The sequence below is a fragment of the Pseudomonas batumici genome (assembly GCF_036585405.1).
In the GTDB taxonomy this organism is placed as follows: domain Bacteria; phylum Pseudomonadota; class Gammaproteobacteria; order Pseudomonadales; family Pseudomonadaceae; genus Aquipseudomonas; species Aquipseudomonas batumici.
This window is the reverse complement of sequence record NZ_CP144470.1, coordinates 4739891-4762707: the sequence shown is the minus strand read 5'-3', so window position 1 is coordinate 4762707 and position 22817 is coordinate 4739891. Positions and strand designations below refer to the sequence as shown.

General features: G+C 60.8%; 21 protein-coding genes and 4 tRNA genes. 13 read left to right on the top strand and 12 right to left on the bottom strand.

Annotated features, from left to right (window positions below; genetic code table 11):
* Positions 1-15: 15 nt before the first annotated feature.
* Together NUH87_RS21740 and NUH87_RS21735 are read right to left on the bottom strand one after the other, a co-directional pair.
* The gene (locus NUH87_RS21740) at positions 16-1662 is read right to left on the bottom strand and encodes a hypothetical protein (protein ID WP_338522625.1); all 1647 of its coding nucleotides are present in this window, start codon (positions 1660-1662) and stop codon (positions 16-18) included.
* A gap of 120 nt (positions 1663-1782) precedes the next feature.
* Positions 1783-2184: a pilin gene (locus NUH87_RS21735; protein ID WP_338522623.1), complete on the bottom strand. Its 402-nt coding sequence runs from the start codon at positions 2182-2184 to the stop codon at positions 1783-1785.
* Positions 2185-2410: 226 nt separating this feature from the next.
* Between NUH87_RS21735 and pilB the strand changes: the two genes are divergently transcribed.
* From pilB to yacG, 5 genes are read left to right on the top strand one after another with little or no spacing between them, the layout of a single operon-like run.
* Positions 2411-4111 carry a type IV-A pilus assembly ATPase PilB gene (gene pilB / locus NUH87_RS21730; protein WP_338522622.1) on the top strand — a complete coding sequence of 567 codons (1701 nt, stop codon included), beginning with the start codon at positions 2411-2413 and terminating at the stop codon, positions 4109-4111.
* 3 nt (positions 4112-4114) lie between these two features.
* Positions 4115-5332, top strand: coding sequence for a type II secretion system F family protein (locus NUH87_RS21725; RefSeq protein WP_338522621.1), 1218 nt, complete (start codon positions 4115-4117; stop codon positions 5330-5332).
* Between the two features lie 3 nt (positions 5333-5335).
* Positions 5336-6208: an A24 family peptidase gene (locus NUH87_RS21720; RefSeq protein WP_338522620.1), complete on the top strand. Its 873-nt coding sequence runs from the start codon at positions 5336-5338 to the stop codon at positions 6206-6208.
* Positions 6205-6828: a dephospho-CoA kinase gene (coaE, locus tag NUH87_RS21715; RefSeq protein WP_338522619.1), complete on the top strand. Its 624-nt coding sequence runs from the start codon at positions 6205-6207 to the stop codon at positions 6826-6828. The genes NUH87_RS21720 and coaE overlap by 4 nt, the downstream gene beginning before the upstream one ends.
* Positions 6825-7028: a DNA gyrase inhibitor YacG gene (gene yacG / locus NUH87_RS21710; RefSeq protein WP_040071046.1), complete on the top strand. Its 204-nt coding sequence runs from the start codon at positions 6825-6827 to the stop codon at positions 7026-7028. Before coaE ends, yacG begins: the two co-directional genes overlap by 4 nt.
* An 11-nt stretch (positions 7029-7039) precedes the next feature.
* On the opposite strand, the gene NUH87_RS21705 is transcribed toward yacG, so the two are convergent.
* Both NUH87_RS21705 and NUH87_RS21700 read right to left on the bottom strand, forming a co-directional pair.
* On the bottom strand, positions 7040-7255 hold the full coding sequence (locus NUH87_RS21705; RefSeq protein WP_338522618.1) for a hypothetical protein: 216 nt from the start codon (positions 7253-7255) through the stop codon (positions 7040-7042).
* Positions 7256-7317: 62 nt separating this feature from the next.
* Positions 7318-8004 carry an energy-coupling factor ABC transporter permease gene (locus tag NUH87_RS21700; RefSeq protein ID WP_338522617.1) on the bottom strand — a complete coding sequence of 229 codons (687 nt, stop codon included), beginning with the start codon at positions 8002-8004 and terminating at the stop codon, positions 7318-7320.
* Between the two features lie 154 nt (positions 8005-8158).
* Between NUH87_RS21700 and NUH87_RS21695 the strand changes: the two genes are divergently transcribed.
* The 3 genes from NUH87_RS21695 (at position 8159) to NUH87_RS21685 (ending at position 10388) form a co-directional block, all read left to right on the top strand.
* Positions 8159-8785: a DUF1780 domain-containing protein gene (locus NUH87_RS21695; RefSeq protein ID WP_040071051.1), complete on the top strand. Its 627-nt coding sequence runs from the start codon at positions 8159-8161 to the stop codon at positions 8783-8785.
* Between the two features lie 67 nt (positions 8786-8852).
* Positions 8853-9026 (top strand): DUF3094 family protein, encoded by a 174-nt coding sequence (locus tag NUH87_RS21690; RefSeq protein WP_338522616.1) that lies wholly within the window; start codon positions 8853-8855, stop codon positions 9024-9026.
* A gap of 63 nt (positions 9027-9089) precedes the next feature.
* The gene (locus NUH87_RS21685) at positions 9090-10388 is read left to right on the top strand and encodes an NAD(P)/FAD-dependent oxidoreductase (RefSeq protein WP_338522615.1); all 1299 of its coding nucleotides are present in this window, start codon (positions 9090-9092) and stop codon (positions 10386-10388) included.
* A 157-nt stretch (positions 10389-10545) separates the two neighbouring features.
* Here NUH87_RS21685 and NUH87_RS21680 read toward each other — a convergent pair.
* The 7 genes from NUH87_RS21680 to rluD all read right to left on the bottom strand — a co-directional run bounded on the left by NUH87_RS21680 (position 10546) and on the right by rluD (position 15768).
* Positions 10546-10622 (bottom strand) — tRNA-Pro (locus NUH87_RS21680).
* A gap of 93 nt (positions 10623-10715) precedes the next feature.
* A tRNA-Lys gene (locus NUH87_RS21675) sits at positions 10716-10791 on the bottom strand.
* A gap of 5 nt (positions 10792-10796) precedes the next feature.
* Positions 10797-10873, bottom strand: a tRNA-Pro gene (locus NUH87_RS21670).
* A gap of 9 nt (positions 10874-10882) precedes the next feature.
* A tRNA-Asn gene (locus NUH87_RS21665) sits at positions 10883-10958 on the bottom strand.
* A gap of 430 nt (positions 10959-11388) precedes the next feature.
* Positions 11389-13953, bottom strand: coding sequence for an ATP-dependent chaperone ClpB (gene clpB, locus NUH87_RS21660; protein ID WP_338522614.1), 2565 nt, complete (start codon positions 13951-13953; stop codon positions 11389-11391).
* A 130-nt stretch (positions 13954-14083) separates the two neighbouring features.
* Positions 14084-14809 carry a peptidoglycan editing factor PgeF gene (gene pgeF, locus NUH87_RS21655; RefSeq protein ID WP_338522613.1) on the bottom strand — a complete coding sequence of 242 codons (726 nt, stop codon included), beginning with the start codon at positions 14807-14809 and terminating at the stop codon, positions 14084-14086.
* Positions 14806-15768 carry a 23S rRNA pseudouridine(1911/1915/1917) synthase RluD gene (gene rluD / locus NUH87_RS21650; RefSeq protein WP_040071060.1) on the bottom strand — a complete coding sequence of 321 codons (963 nt, stop codon included), beginning with the start codon at positions 15766-15768 and terminating at the stop codon, positions 14806-14808. The genes pgeF and rluD overlap by 4 nt, the downstream gene beginning before the upstream one ends.
* A 150-nt stretch (positions 15769-15918) precedes the next feature.
* Between rluD and NUH87_RS21645 the strand changes: the two genes are divergently transcribed.
* The 5 genes from NUH87_RS21645 to NUH87_RS21625 all read left to right on the top strand — a co-directional run bounded on the left by NUH87_RS21645 (position 15919) and on the right by NUH87_RS21625 (position 21661).
* A complete protein-coding gene (locus tag NUH87_RS21645) occupies positions 15919-16932 on the top strand; it encodes an outer membrane protein assembly factor BamD (protein WP_040071063.1) in 1014 nt (337 codons plus the stop codon).
* A 118-nt stretch (positions 16933-17050) separates the two neighbouring features.
* Positions 17051-18382: an IS4 family transposase gene (locus NUH87_RS21640; protein WP_338522612.1), complete on the top strand. Its 1332-nt coding sequence runs from the start codon at positions 17051-17053 to the stop codon at positions 18380-18382.
* A 120-nt stretch (positions 18383-18502) separates the two neighbouring features.
* On the top strand, positions 18503-18736 hold the full coding sequence (locus NUH87_RS21635) for a PP0621 family protein (RefSeq protein ID WP_338522611.1): 234 nt from the start codon (positions 18503-18505) through the stop codon (positions 18734-18736).
* A complete protein-coding gene (locus tag NUH87_RS21630; RefSeq protein ID WP_338522610.1) occupies positions 18726-20315 on the top strand; it encodes a sensor histidine kinase in 1590 nt (529 codons plus the stop codon). The genes NUH87_RS21635 and NUH87_RS21630 overlap by 11 nt, the downstream gene beginning before the upstream one ends.
* 2 nt (positions 20316-20317) lie before the next feature.
* Complete coding sequence (locus NUH87_RS21625) at positions 20318-21661, top strand: sigma-54-dependent transcriptional regulator (protein WP_040071066.1); 1344 nt, start codon at positions 20318-20320, stop codon at positions 21659-21661.
* A 7-nt stretch (positions 21662-21668) separates the two neighbouring features.
* On the opposite strand, the gene thiO is transcribed toward NUH87_RS21625, so the two are convergent.
* Positions 21669-22769 (bottom strand): glycine oxidase ThiO, encoded by a 1101-nt coding sequence (thiO, locus tag NUH87_RS21620; protein ID WP_338522609.1) that lies wholly within the window; start codon positions 22767-22769, stop codon positions 21669-21671.
* Positions 22770-22817 lie beyond the last annotated feature (48 nt).

The window sequence follows — 22817 nt, the reverse complement described above, 5'->3', positions numbered from 1 at the left end:
CTGCTTACAGACGCATCAGGCTTTCGGAGTCAACATCAAAAGTGGCGCGGGGTGTGCCCGCTTGCAGGCAAGCGGGCTACCTTGATTGCATCCAAGCTCAAGGTAACGCTGAGCCTCATCAGGCTGCCCCAAGCTTTTCAAGGCGTCAGCCATACCTATGTAAGGGCTTGTATAACTAGGTCTGAGGCTTATGGCACGCTCGAACTCCAACTTGGCTTCTGCTGCCTTTCCAAGCAAAAGAAAAATTTTGCCCCGTTGATAATGGGCATATTCATATTTCGGCTTCAGCGTGATTGCTTTATCAATATTCTTCGATGCCAAATCAACGATCCCCTTATCGAGGTAGTTGGCCCCCAGATTATAATAAATCCGGTAACCGCCAAAAAGTCCCGGCTTGTCGCCCTGCCCCTCATAGTATTGCACTGCTTCATTCCACACCAATACAGGTGCAGACAAGGTCATCAAGCGATCATAGGAAAGCCCAAACAGATAAAGTGCAAAAACAGGAGTCAGGGTGAACAGATATATTTTCTTGAGTCGCCGCAGCCCCAACGCCAAGGCAATAAACAACCCAGGAATCCAGAGATAGCTGCGATACAGCACAAAAGGCTCCTGCAATCGGACTGATACCAACTCCGTCGCAAACAGTACCCATGGGAACAGTAGCGCGAACCCCAGGAGACCTTTACTCGCTCCACGCAGCAGCAATATGAAGGCTGCCAAGCCATAGGCAACAAACGCCACCAGACCAACCCAAGTCCACCAGACACCGTATCCCAGAGGAAAAGGCACTCGAAGATCAAGCCCCATGGCACTCCCCTGAGGCAAGGCCAGGACCGAGAGGTACTTGAAGAACAGTCCCATCTGGTTCAACACGCTCAACACATAAAGCGAGCCATTCGGCTGGAAGGCCTCATCACTGAGCACTTCTTCAATCTTGATCTCATAGGCATTACCGATCACACCCTTGGACCAGAGTATGACGGACACGGCAATGATCGCTTGAACCGCCAATACCGAAAAAATCTCCCCGGTAGCAAACTGCGAGGAGAATCGGCTACGGCGGTACAATACCCATAACAGGAAGCACAGCGCCGGTAACATCACCGCATGCTCTTTGGCATACAGGGCCAACAGCATGCACAGACAGGACGTCCAAAGAGCCCAGCGCTTCCCACCAAGTCCCTGCCAGAAAGCCCATAGCCCCAGCAGACCAAAAAGAGTGGCACACACGATGGTGCGCTGGATGAGGTAACCCTGGGTCTGAATGGCCAGCGGATGTATGGCAAATAGAAAAGCGACGATAAAGGCCGCCGTATCTGTATTCAGAAAAAAAGAGGCGCGTCTCTCCAAGCTATTGAGGAGCTGACGAATAAAACCGAAGAGCACCAAAGCCGTGCAACCATGAAGAATCAGATTCCCCACTCGCAACCAGATGATCTTGTCACTGAGATAGACGAAGCTCGCGGCCATGGAGTCGTATACCCAGAACCGTGGAGCCAGGTTAGACGTCGCGGATAGCTGCGCCGCGGGACCACCTTCCCGAAAAAAAGCTTCATCGTCAAAAACCAAGGGATTATTCAGGAAGGAAAAGCAAAGTATCAACAACAGGCCCGCGGAAAGAACGGCAAGCAACAAAAAAACCAATCGGCGCGAAACCATAGCGTTCCTATATTCAGTCTTTCAAACGCTCAGCGCTTATAAAAACCGGCATGCCTTGAAGGGAATGCCGGTTTTATTTCACTACGCAGGGCCTTTAGGTCTCACGCGTAACATTAAATATTATCTGCAGAAACCAGCGTTCAAGCAGGTCCCACCAACAGTCCACGTAATCGCATTACCTGACGTGTTAGCCTGAAGCGTGTAGGTGTAACCGCCTGCAGCATTTGTCGCGGTCATTGAGATAAGCCCATTCGCGACCGTCATCGAAGACACGCTGGTCGACACCATTACTGCCGGCACACCATTTGAGCCCGCACCACACAGACTGCCGCTCGAGTTTGCGTTTTCTACCATGCAAACTGCCACAGCACTCTTGTATCCATCCGCAATCGAAATGACCTCGGCAAAGTGGGCCTTTTGTGTATAGGTGTTATACGCAGGCAACGCAATCGCCGCCAAAATGCCGATGATCGCCACAACGATCATCAGTTCGATCAAGGTGAAACCCTTTTGAGCATTCATATTTCGTCTCCAAACGTGAGCAAAGGCGTGATGACTCCTGTAACGATTAGCACAGCCCGTGCCATGCCCCGCCATGCAGCCCAGTACGTGTTGAAATGCCCTTCCACGCTCTGAACGCTGCCTCAGAACAACAAAACCTGACATTTTTTGTCACCGACCCGCCCCCGATTTGGCACCATCGCCCGACTACGCTATAAGACTCCGACTGTTTGTGTTTGGTGCTCAAATGAACGATATCGCCCTTTCCGGTCTGGCCAAGCAACTGGTTGCCGCCGAGCTGATTACCGACAAGAACGCTCAGCAGGCGTATCAACAGGCCCAGCGCAATCGGGTGTCCCTCGTCAGCTATCTGGTCCAGAACAAACTGGTCAAAAGCCGCCAGGTCGCGGAAATCGCCTCGGAGCATTTCGGTGTTGCCCTGCTCGACCTGAACTGTCTCGACAAGGAAAGCCAGCCCAAAGGCCTGGTCAGCGAGAAGCTGATCCGCCAGCACCATGTCCTGCCACTCTGGCGACGCGGCAATAAGTTGTTCGTCGGCATATCCGATCCTAGCAATCATCAAGCGATTACCGATATCCAGTTCAGCACCGGTCTCACGACCGAGGCCATTCTGGTAGAGGACGACAAGCTCACCGACGCAATCGACAAGTTTTTCGACAGCAACTCCACCGGTTTTGAAGAGATGGGGGACGTCGACCTTGAAGGTTTGGATATCGAATCGGTCGACGACAAGAAGCAGGAACAGATTGCCGGCCAGGATGCCGACGATGCCCCGGTGGTGCGCTTCGTCAACAAGATGCTGCTGGACGCCATCAAGGGTGGCTCCTCGGACTTGCACTTCGAGCCCTATGAAAAGGTCTACCGCGTTCGCCTGCGCACCGACGGCATCCTGCGCGAAGTCGCCAAACCGCCGATCCATCTCGCCACCCGCATCGCCGCACGCCTGAAAGTCATGGCCAGCCTGGATATCTCCGAACGCCGCAAACCCCAGGATGGCCGGATCAAAATGCGCATCTCGAAGACCAAAGCCATCGACTTCCGGGTAAACACCCTGCCGACGCTGTGGGGCGAAAAGATCGTGATGCGGATCCTCGACCCGTCCAGTGCCCAGATGGGTATTGATGCGCTCGGATACGAACCGGATCAGAAAGACCTCTATATGGCGGCCCTGAAACAACCGCAGGGCATGATCCTGGTCACCGGCCCCACCGGCTCGGGCAAAACCGTTTCGCTCTACACCGGCCTGAATATCCTCAATACCGTGGACATCAATATCTCCACCGCCGAAGACCCGGTGGAAATCAACATGGAAGGCATCAACCAGGTCAACGTCAATCCCAAACAGGGCCTGGACTTCGCCCAGGCCCTGCGCTCGTTCCTGCGCCAGGACCCGGATGTGATCATGGTCGGAGAGATCCGCGACCTGGAAACCGCCGAGATCGCCATCAAGGCCGCCCAGACCGGCCACATGGTCCTGTCCACCCTGCATACCAACAGCGCGGCGGAAACCCTGACGCGCCTGCACAACATGGGCATTCCCGGTTTCAACATCGCCACCTCGGTGAACCTGATCATCGCCCAGCGACTGGCACGCAAACTCTGTACCTACTGCAAGAAGGAAATCGATGTCCCCGAGGAGGCACTGATCAAGGAAGGTTTCCCGCCGGAGAAAATCGGCACCTTCAAGATCTACGAACCCGTTGGTTGTGAGCAATGCAACGGCGGCTACAAAGGTCGGGTCGGGATTTACGAAGTGGTCAAGAACACCCCGGACCTGCAACGGTTGATCATGGCCGAAGGCAACTCCATCGAGATCGCCACCCAGATGCGCAAGGACGGCTTCAATGACCTACGCACCTCGGGCCTGCAAAAAGCCATGCACGGGCTGACCAGCCTGGAAGAAGTCAATCGCGTGACCAAGGACTAAACCATGGCGACCAAAGCAGTCAAAGTCAGCCTTTATGCCTGGGAAGGGACCGACAAGAAGGGTAATAAAATGTCCGGTGAACTCACCGGCCATAACCCGGCACTGGTCAAAGCACAACTGCGCAAGCAAGGCATCAACCCGGGCAAAGTGCGGAAAAAAAGCAACTCGATCTTCAGCAAGGGCAAGCGCATCAAGCCCTTGGACATTGCCCTGTTCACCCGCCAGATGGCGACGATGATGAAAGCTGGTGTGCCGTTGCTGCAGTCCTTCGACATCATCGGCGAGGGCTTCGAGAATCCGAACATGCGCAAGCTGGTGGACGATATCAAGCAGGAAGTCGCCGCCGGCAACAGCTTCGCGACATCCTTGCGTAAGAAGCCGGAATATTTCGATGATTTGTACTGCAACCTGGTGGATGCGGGCGAACAGGCAGGCGCACTGGAAAGCCTGCTGGAGCGGGTTGCGACCTACAAGGAGAAAACCGAAGCCCTGAAAGCCAAGATCAAGAAGGCGATGAACTACCCTATTGCCGTCGTGCTCGTGGCGATTATCGTTTCTGGGATTCTGCTAATCAAAGTCGTTCCGCAGTTCCAGACGATCTTCAAGAGTTTTGGCGCGGAGCTTCCGGCCTTCACCCTGATGGTGATAGGGCTCTCCAACATCGTGCAAGAGTGGTGGTGGATCATTATTGTGGCGCTGGTTGCAGCTATCTATTGCCTGAGACGGGCACACAAGACATCCGAGCGCTTTCGCAACTGGATGGACAGAACACTGCTGAAGTTCCCGATCATCGGTGGGCTGCTGTATAAATCCGCCGTGGCACGCTACGCCCGCACCCTCTCGACAACCTTCGCCGCCGGCGTGCCACTGGTTGAAGCCCTCGATTCCGTGGCCGGTGCCACCGGTAATGTGATCTTCAGAAATGCGGTCCACCGTATCAAGCAGGACGTTTCTACTGGTATGCAGTTGAACTTCTCCATGCGGGCGACCGGAGTATTCCCGAGCATGGCCATCCAGATGACCGCCATCGGCGAGGAATCCGGCGCCCTGGACGCTATGCTCGACAAGGTCGCGACCTACTACGAGGGCGAAGTCGATAACATGGTCGACAGCCTCACCACCCTGATGGAACCCATCATCATGGCTGTGCTCGGCGTCATCGTCGGCGGCCTGGTGATCGCCATGTACCTGCCCATTTTCAAGCTTGGCCAAGTGGTTTAATCAATGCCCCTACCCGACTTCCTGGCCAGCAACCCGCTGGCCTTCGTTGCATTCGCCCTGCTCCTCGGCCTGATCGTCGGCAGTTTCCTCAACGTCGTGATCTGGCGCCTGCCGAAAATGCTCGAACGCGACTGGCGCACCCAGGCCCACGAAGTCCTCGGCCTGCCCCAACCCGCGCCCGGCCCGACCTACAACCTGATACTGCCCCACTCCCATTGCCCGCACTGCAATCACCAGATCCGCGCCTGGGAAAATCTCCCGCTGATCAGCTACGCCCTGCTGCGCGGCAAATGCTCCAGCTGCAAGGCCCCCATCGGCAAACGCTATCCGCTGACCGAACTGGCCTGCGGCCTGCTCTCGGCCTTTGTCGCCTGGCATTTCGGTTTCGGCTGGCCCGCCGGCCTGATGCTGGTGCTGAGCTGGGGCCTGTTGGCCATGAGCCTGATCGACGCCGATCACCAACTGCTGCCTGACGCCCTGGTCCTGCCGCTGCTCTGGCTCGGCCTGATCGCCAACCACTTCGGCCTCTTCACCAGCCTGGACAACGCCCTGTGGGGTGCCGTGGCCGGCTACCTGAGCCTCTGGTCCGTCTACTGGCTGTTCAAGCTGCTCACCGGTAAGGAAGGCATGGGCCATGGCGACTTCAAGCTGCTGGCAATGCTCGGTGCCTGGGGCGGCTGGCAGATCCTGCCGCTGACCATCCTGCTGTCATCCCTGGTGGGCGCCGTGCTTGGCCTGATTCTGCTGCGCCTGCGCAACGCCCAGACCTCGACCCCGATCCCCTTCGGTCCCTATCTGGCGATTGCCGGCTGGATTGCCTTGCTCTGGGGTGGTCAAATAACCACTTCCTATCTGCAGTTTGCCGGTTTCAAATGACCAAACCCGCTTCAAAACCCTGGATTCTCGGCCTCACCGGCGGCATCGGTAGCGGCAAGAGCGCAGCGGCCCAACACTTCAGCGATCTCGGCATCCATACCGTGGACGCCGATCACGCCGCCCGCTGGGTGGTGGAGCCCGGTCGTCCGGCGCTGGAAAAGATCGTCGAGCACTTCGGTCCCGGTGTGCTTCAAGCCGATGGCCAGCTGGACCGCGGCGCCCTGCGCGCGCTGATCTTCGAAGCGCCGGAACAGCGACGCTGGCTCGAAGCCCTGCTGCATCCGCTGATCGGCGAGGAAATCACCAGCCACCTGGCCCGCGCGCAATCGCCCTACGCGATCCTCGTGTCGCCGCTTCTGGTCGAATCAGGACAATACAAGAACACCCAACGGGTGCTGGTGATCGATGCCCCGCAGGCGCTGCAGATCCAGCGCACCCTGCAACGGGACCAGACCAGCGAACAACAGGTGCAAGCCATCCTCAAGGTCCAGGCCAGTCGTGAAGAACGCCTGCGCCATGCCGACGATGTGCTGGTCAACGACCGCGACCTGGCCTGGCTGCACAGCGAGGTCGAGCGCCTGCATCACTTTTATCTGACTTTGCGTGGAGGCCACCCATGAGCCAACCCTTGACCGTTGAATGCCCGACCTGCGGCGCCCCCGTGGAATGGACCGCCGCCAATCCGCAGCGGCCGTTCTGCTCCGACCGCTGCAAACTGATCGACCTCGGCGCCTGGGCCTCGGAGGAACACAAGATTCCCGTCAGCCCCGACGCCGAGGACGATCTGTTCTCCGACGATCTACCGCCCCGCGCCCACTGACCGTCAAAAGATCAGGGCCGCATGAAACCGTAGTCCTGGTCGTCATCGAGGTTCTCGGCGAGAAATTGCAGTTCGTCCGCCAGATCCTCCGCACTGCGCACCGCCTTGCTCTGCTGCACCACCGCGCTGAGCAAGGCGCGCAGGCCCAGCCCCGGCTCGAACCCCGCCACCTGCGCCGCCTCCAGGCTGGCCCGCACTTCCTGACGCGCCCATTCGTACACACTCATGACCTTGCTCCCGGTTTTTTCCGCAGCATGGTCGCGGGACGATCCAACGGGATTGACCCAGGTCAACGGGGCTCATTGTCCTTCCAGGGCGCCGACAGGTAGCGCGTGCGATTGAAGGTTTCCAGCCACTCCGGACAGAACACCACCAGCGCGCTGACCACCATGCCGTTGATAAAGGCCTCGGGAAAAATCAGCAGCCACAAGTAGCCGACAAAATCCTCCAGCCACTCCGGCAGGGCGAAACGCTCGTCGAACCACAGCAAGCCCAGGGTCGACAGCAGGCAGAGCAAGGCCGCCAGGGCCGCGGCGAAAAAGCCCGAGCAGAAGATATACACAAAGGGATTACGCGGCTGCGCCCGCTCCACCAGGATCGCGCAGGTCTCCGTCACCAGCACCGGCAACAGGATCAGCAAGGTGCCATTGACCCCGAGCGCCGCCAGGTCCTGGTGACCCAGCAGCACGAGACCGAGCTGCGCCACCAGGCCGCCGACAATTGCCAGCGGCCAGTCCAGCAGCAGGGTCACCGCCGTCAGGCCGATGAAGTGATAGGACACCCCGGTGTCGAAGTCGCGCCGCACCAGCCAGAGCAGGAACAGGGCGAAGACCGTCCCGAACAGCAGGTGCTGGCGGCGACTGTCGGTGAACAGCTCGACCCAGGGCGAACGCCAGATCGCCCAGACAATCACCGGCAGATAGATCAGCCAGCCGATGACCAGGCTGGCGGGCGACAACAGTTGCGCGCCGATCATAAGGACATCCTCACCCTCCGTGGACTCGATAACAGCACCCGGCCGCTCCGGCCTGCTTGAGTCCTACAGTCTACACCGCCCTTTACGCGGCACCGCGTCGACAAAATTTTCCCCGCACTTCCAGACGTTACGGATTCGACGCTAAGCTTGGGCCATGGACGATTCGGATTTTTTACGCTTGCTGACCATACAGGCCGAGCAAGCCAATACCTTCCTTTCCAATGCCCGCAAATGGGAGCGTGAGCGTTGGGTCTGCCAGCGCCTGCTGCAAGGGCTGAACATTGCCTACCGCGCCGAAGACTTCCTCCCCGCCCAGGAGCCGCCGGACGTGCTGTTTCGCGACGCCTGCTTCGAGGTCTTCTTCGTTCTCGACGAAGGCCGGCGGCTCAACGATGAGTGGCGCGAAGAGTTGCAGCGCCGGCGCAGCGCCTTTTCCCTGAGCCAACTGGTACGCCGCGAAGCCAAGCCCAGGCGCATTCCCGCCACCGAACTGCTGCAGCGGCTGGCGCCGACCCTGCGCAAGAAAGCCCACAACTACCAGGAGCGCGGGCTGGACCTGGCTGAACTGGATATCATCGCCTTCGCCAGCCTCAAGCGCGAAGTGCTGGACCTCAACAGCCACTTCCCGCCCCCGACCGAATACCTGCGCCAGGGCTGGCGCTCGCTGTCGCTGGTGGGCCCGACCTTCGCCCGGGTGCTGTTCGCCCACCCCGATGCCCCGGACTTCCTGCGCGGCAATCTGGGGCGCAGCATCGTTTTCGATGTCGGCATCAGCTTGTAAGCCCATGGCGCAATCAACGCGCCAGTGATACAAAGCACGCTAGTGACGTCTATCTGACGAGGCTCTTATGACCAGCCGCCTGAACCCCGACGACCAGCAGCATGTCGATCAGTATCTGCAGCTCCCCCAACACCAAGTCGAGCGCCGGCCCTTTCGGCCGTGGATGCTCCTGGTGGTGGTGCTGAGCGCGGTCATCGGCCTGGGCCTGTTGAGCCGCCTCCTGAGTTACCTGGTGCTATGAGCTGCCTCGCGCTCGCCCGGATAACCCAGGCAAAGATTTCCTTTAGCCTTGCGAGATATCCCCATGAACCATCGTATCGTGATCGTCGGCGGCGGCGCCGGCGGCCTGGAGTTGGCGACCCGCCTGGGTAAGACCCTGGGTAAGCGCGGCATTGCCAGCATCATGCTGGTCGACGCGAACCTGACCCATATCTGGAAACCCCTGCTGCATGAAGTGGCGGCCGGCTCCCTCAATTCTTCGGCCGACGAGCTCAACTATGTCGCCCAGGCAAAATGGAACCACTTCGAGTTCCAGCTGGGGCGCATGAGCGGGCTCGACCGCGAACAGAAAAAGATCCAGTTGGCCGCCACCTACGACGAACAGGGCGTGGAACTGCTGCCTGCCCGTGAACTGGCCTACGACTCGCTGGTGATCGCGGTGGGCAGCACCACCAATGATTTCGGCACCCAGGGCGCGGCGCAACACTGCCTGTTCCTCGACACCCGCAAACAGGCCGAGCGCTTCCACCAGCAGTTGCTCAACCACTACCTGCGCGCCCATGCCGGGCAAACCGATGCGCTCGAGCAGATCAGCGTGGCGATCGTCGGTGCCGGTGCCACAGGCGTGGAGCTGGCGGCCGAGCTGCATAACGCCGCCCATGAGCTGGCGGCCTACGGCCTGGACCGCATCAAGCCGGAAAACATGCACATCACCCTGATCGAGGCCGGCCCGCGCGTACTGCCGGCCCTGCCGGAGCGCATCGGCGGGCCGGTGCACAAGACCCTGGAGAAACTCGGGGTGCGGGTCATGACCAATGCGGCCGTGAGCGAAGTCACCGCCGAAAACCTGGTGACCGCCGACGGCCAGGTGATTGCCGCGAGCCTCAAGGTCTGGGCGGCAGGGATTCGCGCACCGGGCTTTCTCAAGGACATCGATGGCCTGGAAACCAACCGGATCAATCAGCTCCAGGTATTGCCGACCCTGCAGACCACCCGCGACGAGAATATCTTTGCCTTCGGCGACTGCGCGGCCTGCCCGCAACCGGGAAGCGACCGCAATGTGCCGCCACGGGCACAGGCGGCGCATCAACAGGCGTCATTGCTGGCCAAGTCGCTGAAACTGTGGATCGAAGGCAAGACCCTGCCGGAGTATCGCTATACCGACTACGGCTCGCTGATTTCGCTGTCGCGGTTTTCCGCCGTCGGCAACCTGATGGGCAACCTGACCGGCAGCGTGATGCTGGAGGGCTGGCTGGCGCGGATGTTCTATATATCGCTGTACCGGATGCACCAGATGGCGCTGTACGGCACTTTCCGCACCCTGATGCTGATGCTGGGCAGCCGGATCGGACGGGGTACGGATCCGCGCTTGAAGCTGCACTGATAGCGGGCTTGCCAGCGAAGCAGAGGTCCTTGAGGCCGCTAAAAGCTTCGCTGGCAAGCCAGGCTCCTATAAGGCCTGCGTCGTCCAGTGCGATCAAAAGCCTTGAGTAAAATACAGGCAAAAAAAAGCACCCTTTCGGGTGCTTTTTTTCTGAAGATGGTCGGGGTAAGGGGATTCGAACTCCTGACATCCTGCTCCCAAAGCAGGCGCGCTACCGGACTGCGCTATACCCCGGTAAAAAAAAGGCACCCCTGAGAGGCGCCTTCTTCGAACAGCGCTTTTGGCCTCTGTTCTTAAGATTCGATTCCAGCGAACTGGTTTCAAAAATGGTGGGTCGTGTGGGATTCGAACCTACGACCAATTGGTTAAAAGCCAACTGCTCTACCAACTGAGCTAACGACCCAAAAATGGTCGGGGTAAGGGGATTCGAACTCCTGACATCCTGCTCCCAAAGCAGGCGCGCTACCGGACTGCGCTATACCCCGATTTGAAATTGGCTCCGTGACCAGGACTCGAACCTGGGACCCAATGATTAACAGTCATTTGCTCTACCGACTGAGCTATCACGGAACTACATATTTCAAGTTACAACCTTTACTGCAGGCTTCCATCGCTGAAAGCTTCCTCAACCAGGCTTTTGCATCGCTGCGTTCGCTTGTCTGAGGCGCGCTATTCTACAACCTTGGAAACCTCTGTCAACCCCCTAAATTGCTTTCAAGACAATGATTTGCAATCTTTTTTCTGATTTCCCTTGTGGGAGAAATCCGAGGGGTGACGTACTGCGGGGCGCACTTTACAAGCCTTTGTCCTTGAGTTCAACGCCCTATCGAAAAAAAAGCCTTCGAAAATGTCATGCCCCCACTGTAGGAGCAGCCGGTCGACGCTCGATTGCTGGCGATGGGCGTCAACGATAACGCGGGGAATCTGGATCACCGCGCTGCTCTTGCGTTCATCGCCAGCAAGCTGGCTCCTACAGGGGATCACGTAGATCCCCGGGCACTCAGGCAAACACGATCTCGTCGTTGGCAACCGTTGCCTTCACGCTCGTCCCCGGCAGGAACTGCCCCGACAGGATCAGTTGCGCCAACGGGTTCTCGATCCAGCGCTGGATCGCGCGCTTGAGCGGCCGCGCGCCATAGACCGGGTCGTAACCCACTGCAATCAGCTTGTCCAAAGCCTCGCCGCTCAGCTCCAGCTTCAGCTCGCGCTCCGCCAGGCGGCTGCGCAGGCGTCCCAATTGGATCTCGGTAATGCCGGCGATCTGATCCCGTGCCAGCGGCTCGAAAATCACCACCTCGTCGACCCGGTTGATGAACTCCGGCCGGAAATGCGTATTCAGCGCATCCATGACCGCCGCTCGCTGGGCCTCGCGATCCCCCACCAGTTCCTGGATCTGCGCCGAGCCCAGGTTGGAGGTCATCACGATCACCGTGTTGCGGAAATCCACGGTACGCCCGTGGCTGTCCGTCAGGCGACCGTCTTCCAGCACTTGCAGCAGGATGTTGAACACATCCGGGTGCGCCTTCTCGACCTCGTCCAGCAGGATCACCGAGTAAGGCTTGCGCCGCACGGCCTCGGTCAGGTAACCGCCCTCTTCATAACCGACGTAGCCCGGTGGTGCCCCGATCAGACGCGCCACGGAGTGTTTCTCCATGAACTCCGACATGTCGATGCGCACCATGGCTTCCTCGGTGTCGAAGAGGAATTCGGCCAGCGCCTTGCACAGCTCGGTCTTGCCCACGCCGGTCGGGCCGAGGAACATGAAGGAACCGCTCGGCCGGTTCGGATCGGACAAGCCGGCCCGGGAACGCCGTACCGCGTTGGCCACCGCCACCACCGCCTCGTCCTGGCCGATCACACGCTGGTGCAGCAGGCTCTCCATCTTCAACAGCTTGTCGCGCTCGCCTTCGAGCATCTTGGACACCGGGATCCCGGTCCACTTCGACACCACTTCGGCGATTTCCTCTTCGGTCACCTTGCTGCGCAGCAACTGGTTCTCGCTCTGACCGTGCTGGTCGACCATCTGCAGGCTGCGCTCCAGGTCCGGAATCACCCCATATTGCAGCTCGGCCATGCGGTTGAGGTCGCCCTTGCGGCGCGCCGTTTCCAGTTCCTGGCGCGACTGCTCGATTTTCTGCTGGATCTGCGCCGAACCCTGCACTTCGGCCTTTTCCGAGGTCCAGACCTCTTCCAGGTCGGCGTACTCGCGTTCCAGCCGGATAATTTCTTCCTGGAGTTTTTCCAGGCGCTTTTTCGCCGCCTCGTCGTCTTCCTTCTTCAAGGCCTGGGACTCGACCTTGAGCTGGATCAGGCGACGCTCCAGACGGTCCAGCACTTCCGGCTTGGAGTCGATCTCCATGCGGATACGGCTGGCGGCCTCGTCGATCAGGTCGATGGCCTTGTCCGGCAACTGGCGGTCGGTGATGTAGCGATGGCTGAGCTTGGCCGCGGCGATGATCGCACCGTCGGTGATCGCCACCTTGTGGTGCACTTCATAACGCTCTTTCAGGCCGCGGAGGATGGCAATGGTGTCCTCCTCGCTCGGCTCATCCACCAGCACCTTCTGGAAGCGCCGCTCGAGGGCCGCGTCCTTCTCTATATATTGGCGATATTCATTGAGCGTGGTCGCCCCGACGCAATGCAGCTCGCCACGGGCCAAGGCCGGCTTGAGCATGTTGCCCGCATCCATCGAGCCTTCGCCCTTGCCGGCGCCGACCATGGTGTGCAGTTCGTCGATAAACAGGATGATCTGCCCTTCCTGCTTCGACAGCTCGTTGAGCAGCGATTTCAGGCGCTCTTCGAATTCCCCGCGATACTTGGCGCCGGCAATCAGCGCGCCCATGTCCAGGGACAGCAGGCGCTTGCCCTTCAGGCCATCCGGCACTTCGCCATTGATGATGCGCTGGGCCAGGCCTTCGGCAATGGCGGTCTTGCCCACGCCGGGCTCGCCGATCAGCACCGGGTTGTTCTTGGTCCGGCGTTGCAGCACCTGGATCGTGCGGCGGATCTCGTCGTCACGGCCGATCACCGGGTCGAGCTTGCCCTCTTCGGCACGCTTGGTCAGGTCGATGGTGTACTTGTCCAGGGCCTGGCGCGCGCCCTCGGCGTTGGCGTCATTGACCGCCTCGCCGCCGCGCAGGTTGTTGATGGCGTTTTCCAGGGCCTTCTTGCTCACCCCCTGGCCGAGCAGCAACTTGCCCAGCTTGCTGTTCTCGTCCATGGCGGCGAGCAGCACCAGTTCGCTGGAGATGAATTGGTCGCCCTTCTGCTGGGCCAGGCGATCGGCCTGGTTGAGCAGGCGCGCCAGATCCTGGGACATGTTCACGTCGCCGGTGGGATTCTGGATTTTCGGCAAGTGATCGAGCTCTTTGCTCAGTTCCTTGCGCAGGCTGTTGACGTCGAAACCGACCTGCATCAGCAGCGGCTTGATCGAGCCGCCCTGCTGTTCCAGCAAGGCCTGCATCAAGTGTGCGGGCTCGATGGCCGGATGATCGAGGCCGACCGCCAGGGATTGGGAATCCGATAACGCCAACTGCAATTTACTGGTTAAACGGTCTATACGCATGAGTCACCTTCCTTTTGAGCAGGCCGGAGCGATGGACACACCTGAATGAAGAAACCTGCCAGATACCCCAGTAGATGCGGTCGATTCTGGGAGATTCAAGCGCCAGAGCGTTGACGCAGATCAGAAGAGTCTAGTCTTGAAGCCAGATCAGGGAGGCAAAGCGACCGGTGCGTGAGCTGCGACGGTAGGAGAAAAAGCGCGGGTCGGTGACCGTACAGAACCCGCCGCCATAGACCGCGGTGATGCCGCGGGCTGCCAGGCGCAGGCGCGCCAGGGCATAAATGTCGGCCATGAAGCGCCCGGCATTGACGCTGGGCACGAAGGCTTCGATTGTTTCAGGATGCGTAGCGATAAAGGCTTCGCGTACTTCCGCCCCCACCTCGAACGCCCCGGGACCGATAGCCGGGCCGAGCCAGACGAGGACTTCCGAGGCCGGGGTATCCAGCCGGTCGACAGTGGCTTCCAGCACACCCGCCGCCAGCCCGCGCCAACCGGCATGGGCGGCGGCCACGCGGGTACCGGCACGGTCGCAAAACAACGCCGGCAGGCAATCGGCGGTCATCGACGTGCAGGCGATGCCCGGTGTGCTCGTCCAGCTGCCGTCGGCTTCAGCGGTCAGCGTCGGATCGGCCTCGACCACCTCGACACCGTGCACCTGGCGCAACCAGGCCGGGCGGACAGCGAAGGTCTCGGTGAGGCGCCGGCGATTTTCCGTAACGGCCAGCGGGTCGTCGTCGACATGATCACCCAGGTTGAGGCTGTCGAACGGCGCCAGGCTGACGCCGCCCGCCCGCGTGGTCACGCAGGCCCTGACCCGTGCCGGCGCGGGCCAGTCGGGGATCAGGAAGTCATTCACCCGACGAACGCCTCGCGGTCCTGCTTGAGCAACGACAGCAACCAGACGAAATCGTCCGGCAGCGGCGATTCCCAGCTCATGCGCTTGCCGGTGGTCGGATGGTCCAACTCCAGGAAACGCGCATGCAGGGCCTGGCGCGGGAAGTTTTTCAGCGAATCGACCATGGTCGCGCTGGCCGCCGGCGGAATACGGAAGCGACCGCCGTAAGCCGGATCGCCGACCAACGGGAAGTTGATGTGGGCCATGTGCACACGAATCTGGTGGGTACGACCGGTTTCCAGCTTCACCCGTACATGGGTGTGGGAGCGGAAGCGCTCCAGCACGCGATAGTGGCTCACCGCCTGCTTGCCGCCTTCCATCACCGCCATGCGCTGGCGCTGCTGGCCGTGACGACCGATGGGCGCATTGATCTTGCCGCCCGCGGTGACCACGCCGATCACGATGCATTCGTAGATCCGGCTGACACTGCGGCTCTGCAATTGCGCGACCAGCTGGGTCTGGGCCTGGATGGTCTTGGCCACCACCATCAGACCGGTGGTGTCCTTGTCCAGGCGGTGCACGATGCCCGCGCGCGGCACATTGATGATGTCCGGCACGTGGTGCAGCAAGGCGTTGAGCAAGGTGCCGTCGGCGTGACCGGCCGCCGGGTGGACCACCAGGCCCGCCGGCTTGTTGATCACCAGGATATCGTCGTCTTCATAGACGATATCGAGCTCGATGTCCTGGGCGACCCATTCACCCTGGGCCTCCTGCTCGGCGGTCAGTTCGAGCACGGCACCGCCATGCACGATGTCACGGGGCCGGATCACGGCACCGTCCACGGTCAGGCGGCCGTCCTTGATCCAGGCGGAAAGGCGCGAGCGCGAGTGCTCGGCGAAGAGTTGGGCGGCGACTTGATCGAGGCGTTGACCGCCCAGTTCGGACGGCACCTCTGCGCGAAGTTCAATTTTATCGGACATGCTCGGACTGGGCGTCGGCACAGCCTTTGGTTTCGGCTGCGCGCTTGTGGTTAAATACGGCGTCTTTTGCCCCGAGGCTTTCAACGGGGCACTCATCATAACAGGACGGCCCCGCCCAAGACAGCGGCCGTCATAGGGACGCAAGCCGCCATGCAAGTGAAACACCTGCTGCTGATCGCCATCCTCGCACTGACTGCTGCTTGCTCGTCGAAGGAAGTCGTTGACGAAAACTTGAGCGAAGTCGAGCTGTACCAGCAGGCGCAGGCCGACCTGGACAAACACAGTTATAACAGCGCCACCGCCAAGCTCAAGGCCCTGGAGTCGCGTTACCCGTTCGGGCGCTACGCCGACCAGGCCCAGCTCGAACTGATCTACGCCAACTACAAGAATGGCGAGCCGGCGGCTGCCAAGTCGGCCGCCGAGCGCTTCATCCGCCTGCACCCGCAGCACCCGAACGTCGACTACGCCTACTACCTCAAGGGCCTGACCTCGTTCGACCAAGACGTCGGCCTGTTGTCGCGTTTCCTGCCGCTGGACATGACCAAGCGTGACCCGGGCGCAGCCCGCGACTCCTACAACGAGTTCGCCCAGCTCACCAGCCGCTACCCGAACAGCCGCTACGCGCCGGACGCCAAGCAGCGCATGATCTACCTGCGCAACCTGCTGGCGGCCTACGAGATCCACGTGGCCGACTACTACCTGACCCGCCAGGCCTATGTCGCCGCCGCCAACCGCGGCCGCTACGTGGTAGAAAACTTCCAGGAAACCCCGGCGGTCGCCGACGGCCTGGCAGTGATGGTCGAGTCGTACCAGCGTCTGCACCTGGACGATCTGGCGGCTTCGAGCCTCGAAGTGCTGAAAGCCAACTACCCGAACCATCCGTCGCTGGTGGACGGTCAGTTCGTGCCACGCGTGGCCGAAGCGGACAACCGTTCGTGGATGAGCAAGGTCACCCTGGGCCTGATCGAATCCCGCCCGCCGCTGCCGCCGGGAGAGACCCGCGCCAACCAGGACGTGGTCAAGCAGTTCCAGGACGCCAAGGACTCGATTCCGTCCGACCTGAAGCCGGAAGGCGATGCCGCCCAGGAAGAACAGCACCCGGCCGAAGGCAACCAGCACAAGCGTTCCTGGTTCAGCTACATGACCTTCGGTCTGTTCGACTGAGTCTTGCCCCCTAAGAAAAGAGCCTTTCGAGGCTAATGCCGATCAGTTAAGCCTCGTCGCTTGACCTTTGGCCGCAAGAAATCAAAATCCGATGCCTGAATAGGCATCGGATTTTTTTATGCGTCTGGCTCGGGCACTGGAACTAACCCACAACTTCGTCTCGACTCCCAATTCCATTGAGGGATTGGACTCGTTGCTTGATCCCTCTCTGGTCGAGCAAGCGTTGGAACAGGCCGGCGTAGCCACCCTTCGCAAGCGGCGTCTGCCCTTGGAAATGATGCTCTGGTGCGTCATCTCCATGGCGTTCTTCCGGCGCATGTCGGCGTGGGATGTGGTCAGTCGCATGAACATCATGCTGCCCGGGCAACGCCCACTGGTCGCACCCAGCGCCGTAGTCCAGGCCCGTCAACGATTGGGTAGCGAGGCCGTACGACAAGTCTTCGATCTGACGCAGAAAAGCTGGCATGAAGCGGCCGGCCATCCGACCTGGGCCGGATTGCGTTTACTGGGGGTCGACGGTGTCGTCTGGCGAACGCCCGATACACCCGAAAACCGTGCGCGTTACGACTCCGCCAGCAACCAGCATGGCGATACCGGTTTTCCTCAGGTGCGCATGGTTTGCCAAATGGAGTTGACCAGCCATTTGCTGATCGGCAGTGCTTTTGATGGCTATCGCAGTAACGAAATGAAACTGGCAGAGCAACTGATCGACACCACGCCAGATCACTCGCTGACGCTGTTTGATCGCGGTTTCTACTCCTTGGGGTTGCTGCACCAATGGCAGCAGGTCGGCACTGAGCGGCATTGGCTGATGCCGCTGCGTAAAGGTGCGCAGTACGAAGTGATTCAGCGCTTGGGGCGTCAGGATGCGGTGGTCTCGCTCAGCACTTCGCCGCAGGCCCGCAAGCAGTGGCCAGGCTTGCCAGAGCGCCTAACCGCAAGGCTCCTAAGCAAGACCGTAAAGGGCAAGGTCTGTCAGATTTTGACGTCGATGGTCGATCCGCTGCGTTTCCCATCCGATGAAATCGTCGACCTATACAGCCATCGCTGGGAAATCGAATTAGGATTCAGGGAAATGAAACAGACACTGCTCAACAGCAGCTACACGTTGCGTAGCAAGACGCCCGAGATGATCGAGCAAGAGTTGTGGGGCGTGTTGCTGGGCTACAACCTGTTGCGTTATCAGATGGTGGAAATGAGCCGCCATTGTCCGGGCATCCATCCGTGCGAGCTAAGCTTCACCGCGTGTACTTGGGCGATCCTGGGTTTTATCAATGGCGTTTCTGCGGATCGCTCAGGGAACATCCCCAAATACCTCGCCGAATTGCATGCCTCGGCCCCGCACTATGTACTGCCGCATCGCCGGGAAGAGCGGGTTTATCCGCGAGCTATCAGGCTGAAATCCCCGAAGTATCCGATCAAAAATAAAAATGCCAGTCAGCTTAACTGACTGGCATTAGCCTTTCGAGGCTCTTTTTTTTCGCCAGCGTTCCGTGTCCCGGCAAAGGCACTGTGCGCCCGGCATGTCCTTGGCTAAACTGCCGGATCATTTGCCAATAAGCGGGTTGCCATGGTTCGTCTACTGTTCTGGATTGCGCTGATTGCGGCCGCCGTATGGTTCTGGCGCAAATTCAATCGCCCCACCCCGCCCGCCCGCCCGGCCGACGCCCTGGATGCCACACCGATGGTCCGCTGCGCCCATTGCGGCGTCCACCTGCCCCGCGACCGCGCCCTGAACCTGCAACAGGACTGGTACTGCAGCCAGGCCCACCTCGAGCAAGGCCCGGGCTCTCGTGAGCGCTGAGACCTTCAGTCTCGGCGGTTCCCAGGCCCAGCGCCTGCTGCGGCTCTATCACCTCTATCGCCTGAGCATCGGCATCGCCCTGGTGCTGCTGATCTCCAGCAACATGGACGACAAGCTGCTGGAGCTGACCAACGGCGAACTGTTTCGCACCGGCAGCTGGATCTACCTGATCCTGAATATCCTGGTGGTGGTCCTGCTGGGAAATCCCCGGCACCAGGGCCAGGTCTTCATCCTGGCGCTGGCGGATGCGCTGATGTTGTCCGGCCTGTTCTATGCCGCCGGCGGTCCGCCGAGCGGCATCGGCAACCTGTTGATCGCCTCCGTGGCCATCAGCAACGTGCTGCTGCGCGGTCGTATCGGCCTGCTGATCGCCGCCGTCTCGGCCATCGGCATCATCTACCTGACCTTCTACCTGAGTTTCAGCCGCCCGGCCGCCGCCAACTATTACGTGCAGGCCGGCCTGCTCGGCGTCCTCTGCTTCGCCGCCGCCGTGCTGGTACAGGGCCTGACCCGGCTGCTGGCGGTGAGCGAAAACCTCGCCGAACAACGTGCCAGCGACGTCACCAACCTGGAAGAACTCAACGCCCTGATCCTGCAACGCATGCGTACCGGCATCCTGGTGCTCGACGAGCAACGCCGGGTGCAGCTCGCCAATCAGGGGGCACTGAGGCTGCTGGGTGAGCAGGACCTCAATGGTCGGGTGATCGACGCCTTCTCCCTGGAACTGGTCGAGCGCCTGCACGCGTGGCAAAGCAACCCGACCCTTCGTCCGAAAAGCCTGAAGATCCTCGGCGCGGGTCCCGTCCTGCAACCCAGTTTCATCGCACTGAAACGCGGCGAGCACTACCAGATCCTGGTCTTCCTCGAGGACCTCTCGCAGATCGCCCAGCAGGCCCAGCAGCTCAAGCTCGCCGCCCTGGGCCGTCTGACCGCCGGTATCGCCCATGAAATCCGCAACCCGCTGGGTGCCATCAGTCACGCAGCCCAGTTGCTGCAGGAGTCGGAGCTGATGCCGGAGGCGGACCGACGTCTCACGCAGATCATCCAGGACCAGTCCAAGCGGCTGAACCTGGTGATCGAGAACGTGCTCCAGCTGTCCCGGCGACGCCCGACGCAACCGCAATTGCTCGACCTCAACGAATGGCTACAGGCGTTTGTCGGCGAGTGGCGCGAGCACGCCCGGCCCAACCAGTGCCTGCACCTGCAGATCGATGACAAGTCCCTGCAGACCCGCGCCGATCCGCTGCAACTGGCCCAGGTGCTGAACAACCTGTTGGAAAACGGTCTGCGCTACAGCGCCCAGTTGCATGAGTTGGCGCAAGTCTGGCTGACCTTGTCGGAGGACCCGAACAACGGCTTGCCGACCCTGGAAGTCCTCGATGACGGCCCCGGCGTCGCCCCCGAACAGCGCCAGCACCTGTTCGAACCCTTCTTCACCACCGAGAGCAAGGGCACGGGCCTGGGCCTGTACCTGTCCCGCGAGCTATGCGAAAGCAACCAGGCCCGCCTAGACTACTCGGTACGCCAAGGCGGCAGTTGCTTTCGCATCACCTTCGCACACGCACGTAAACTGAGTTGAACATGAGCCCACGGCAAAAGATCCTGATCGTCGACGATGAGCCGGATATCCGCGAACTCCTGGAAATCACCCTGGGCCGGATGAAACTCGACACCAGCAGTGCCCGCAACGTGGCGCAGGCCCGGGAAAAGCTGGCCCAGGAAAGTTTCGACCTGTGCCTGACCGACATGCGCCTGCCGGACGGTACCGGGCTTGAGCTGGTGCAGCATATCCAGCAACGCCATCCCCAGGTGCCCGTGGCGATGATCACCGCCTATGGCAGCCTCGACACCGCCATCAACGCCCTGAAATCCGGGGCCTTCGACTTCCTGACCAAACCGGTGGACCTGGCGCGCCTGCGCGAACTGGTGAGCAGCGCCTTGCGCTTGCCGACCAGCGGTAGCAAGCAGCCCTCCATCGACAGCCGGCTGCTGGGTGACTCACTGCCCATGCGCGCCCTACGCAAACAGATCGACAAACTGGCCCGCAGCCAGGCGCCGGTGTACATCAGCGGCGAATCGGGCAGCGGCAAGGAACTGGTGGCACGGCTGATCCATGAGCAGGGGCCGCGCGCCGAGCGGCCGTTCGTACCGGTGAACTGCGGAGCCATTCCGGCCGAACTGATGGAAAGCGAGTTCTTCGGCCATCGCAAAGGCAGCTTTACCGGCGCGGTGGAAGACAAGCCGGGGTTGTTCCAGGCGGCCAATGGCGGCACCTTGTTTCTCGATGAAGTCGCCGACCTGCCGCTGGCGATGCAAGTCAAGCTGTTGCGCGCCATTCAGGAAAAGGCCGTGCGCAGTGTCGGCGGGCAGCAGGAGGAAATCGTCGATGTGCGCATCCTCTGCGCCACCCACAAGGATCTGAACGCCGAAGTCGGTGCCGGGCGTTTTCGCCAGGACCTCTACTATCGCCTGAACGTCATCGAGCTGCGGGTGCCATCGTTGCGCGAGCGCCGCGACGATATCGAACCCCTGGCCACCCACGTTCTCGAACGACTGGCCTCCGGCAGCGGCCTACCGGCGGCGCGGCTTCATCCGCAGGCGCTGGATACGCTCAAGGGCTACCGCTTCCCCGGTAACGTCCGGGAATTGGAGAACATGCTCGAACGGGCGTACACCCTGTGTGAAAACGAACAGATCGAAGCCGGCGACCTGCGCCTGGCCGAAGGTGGTGGGAGCTGCGCGCCTGTCGGGGAACCGAGCCTGGCGCAGATCGACAACCTGGAAGATTACCTGGAGAGCATCGAGCGCAAACTCATTCTCCAGGCACTGGAGGAAACCCGCTGGAACCGCACGGCGGCGGCCCAGCGGTTGAACCTGTCGTTTCGTTCGATGCGCTATCGGCTCAAGAAGCTCGGGCTGGATTGAGCGCCCATCAGATCCGGCCCTCGGGCGCATAAGGCGCCGGATCGATGATCGGCTCACGGCCCAGCAACAGATCGGCAAACAACTGGCAGGAGGCCGGTGCCAGCACCAGCCCATTGCGATAATGCCCGCAGTTCAGCCACAGCCCCTCGAACCCCGGCACCCGACCGATATAGGGAACGCCCTCGGGCGAACCCGGGCGTAATCCCGCCCAATGTCCGACCACTTCGGCATCCGCCAACGCCGGAATCAACTCGACCGCCGAAGCCTTGAGGCTTTCCAGCGCCGACGGCGTCGGCGTCTTGTCGAACCCTTCGTGCTCCAGGGTACTGCCCACCAGGATATGCCCGTCACGCCGTGGAATCGCATAACGGCCTTTCGCCAGGACCATGCAGGGAAGAAAATCCGCGGCGCACTTGTAGAGAATCATCTGGCCCTTGACCGGTTCCACCGGCAGCGCCAGTCCCAGGCCGCCCAACAACTCCCCGCTCCAGGCCCCCGCCGACAGCACGACCTGATCGGCACGCAGTTCCCCGGCGGCCGTGCGCACGCCCACCACGCGCTCCCCTTCACGGAGAAACCCGGCCACTTCGCACTGCTCGCGAATCGTCACATTGGGCAACGCCTGCAAGGCCGCCTTGAGGGACTTCACCAGGCGCGGATTGCGCACATTGGCGACATTGGCCATGTAGATGGCCCGGGAATAGCCATCGCCCAGCACCGGCACCGCCTCATGAACCGCCGAGATATCCACCGCGCTCAAGGGACGCTGTTCGCGCGCGGCCCAGGCCAGGGCCTCGGTTTCGTCGTCCAGGTCGAGCCAGTACAGGCCGGTGGTATGGACCTCGGGATCGACACCGGTGGCGGCGAACAGATGTTCGCCCAGTTGCGGATAGAAGTCCTGGGACCAATGCGCCAGGGCCGTGACGGCCGCACTGTAGCGCCACGGGTACAGCGGCGAAACGATACCGCCACCGGCCCAGGAGGACTCCTGGCCCAGGCCGGAGCGGTCCAGCAACGTCACCTGTTCGACCTCGGCGGCCAGATTGAATGCGGTCAGCAGGCCAATCACGCCGCCACCGACGATTACCACATGTTGTTGCCTTGCCATCGCATCATCCAACAGAAAAAGAAACCGGCGCGGACTGCGCCCTGGAAA

Bases quoted from the DNA above. Each gene is read 5' to 3' on its own strand.
- NUH87_RS21740 (WP_338522625.1), bottom strand. From the start codon at position 1,662: ATGGTTTCGCGCCGATTGGTTTTTTTGTTGCTTGCCGTTCTTTCCGCG.
- NUH87_RS21735 (WP_338522623.1), bottom strand. From the start codon at position 2,184: ATGAATGCTCAAAAGGGTTTCACCTTGATCGAACTGATGATCGTTGTG.
- pilB (WP_338522622.1), top strand. From the start codon at position 2,411: ATGAACGATATCGCCCTTTCCGGTCTGGCCAAGCAACTGGTTGCCGCC.
- NUH87_RS21725 (WP_338522621.1), top strand. From the start codon at position 4,115: ATGGCGACCAAAGCAGTCAAAGTCAGCCTTTATGCCTGGGAAGGGACC.
- NUH87_RS21720 (WP_338522620.1), top strand. From the start codon at position 5,336: ATGCCCCTACCCGACTTCCTGGCCAGCAACCCGCTGGCCTTCGTTGCA.
- coaE (WP_338522619.1), top strand. From the start codon at position 6,205: ATGACCAAACCCGCTTCAAAACCCTGGATTCTCGGCCTCACCGGCGGC.
- yacG (WP_040071046.1), top strand. From the start codon at position 6,825: ATGAGCCAACCCTTGACCGTTGAATGCCCGACCTGCGGCGCCCCCGTG.
- NUH87_RS21705 (WP_338522618.1), bottom strand. From the start codon at position 7,255: ATGAGTGTGTACGAATGGGCGCGTCAGGAAGTGCGGGCCAGCCTGGAG.
- NUH87_RS21700 (WP_338522617.1), bottom strand. From the start codon at position 8,004: ATGATCGGCGCGCAACTGTTGTCGCCCGCCAGCCTGGTCATCGGCTGG.
- NUH87_RS21695 (WP_040071051.1), top strand. From the start codon at position 8,159: ATGGACGATTCGGATTTTTTACGCTTGCTGACCATACAGGCCGAGCAA.
- NUH87_RS21690 (WP_338522616.1), top strand. From the start codon at position 8,853: ATGACCAGCCGCCTGAACCCCGACGACCAGCAGCATGTCGATCAGTAT.
- NUH87_RS21685 (WP_338522615.1), top strand. From the start codon at position 9,090: ATGAACCATCGTATCGTGATCGTCGGCGGCGGCGCCGGCGGCCTGGAG.
- clpB (WP_338522614.1), bottom strand. From the start codon at position 13,953: ATGCGTATAGACCGTTTAACCAGTAAATTGCAGTTGGCGTTATCGGAT.
- rluD (WP_040071060.1), bottom strand. From the start codon at position 15,768: ATGTCCGATAAAATTGAACTTCGCGCAGAGGTGCCGTCCGAACTGGGC.
- NUH87_RS21645 (WP_040071063.1), top strand. From the start codon at position 15,919: ATGCAAGTGAAACACCTGCTGCTGATCGCCATCCTCGCACTGACTGCT.
- NUH87_RS21640 (WP_338522612.1), top strand. From the start codon at position 17,051: ATGCGTCTGGCTCGGGCACTGGAACTAACCCACAACTTCGTCTCGACT.
- NUH87_RS21635 (WP_338522611.1), top strand. From the start codon at position 18,503: ATGGTTCGTCTACTGTTCTGGATTGCGCTGATTGCGGCCGCCGTATGG.
- NUH87_RS21625 (WP_040071066.1), top strand. From the start codon at position 20,318: ATGAGCCCACGGCAAAAGATCCTGATCGTCGACGATGAGCCGGATATC.
- thiO (WP_338522609.1), bottom strand. From the start codon at position 22,769: ATGGCAAGGCAACAACATGTGGTAATCGTCGGTGGCGGCGTGATTGGC.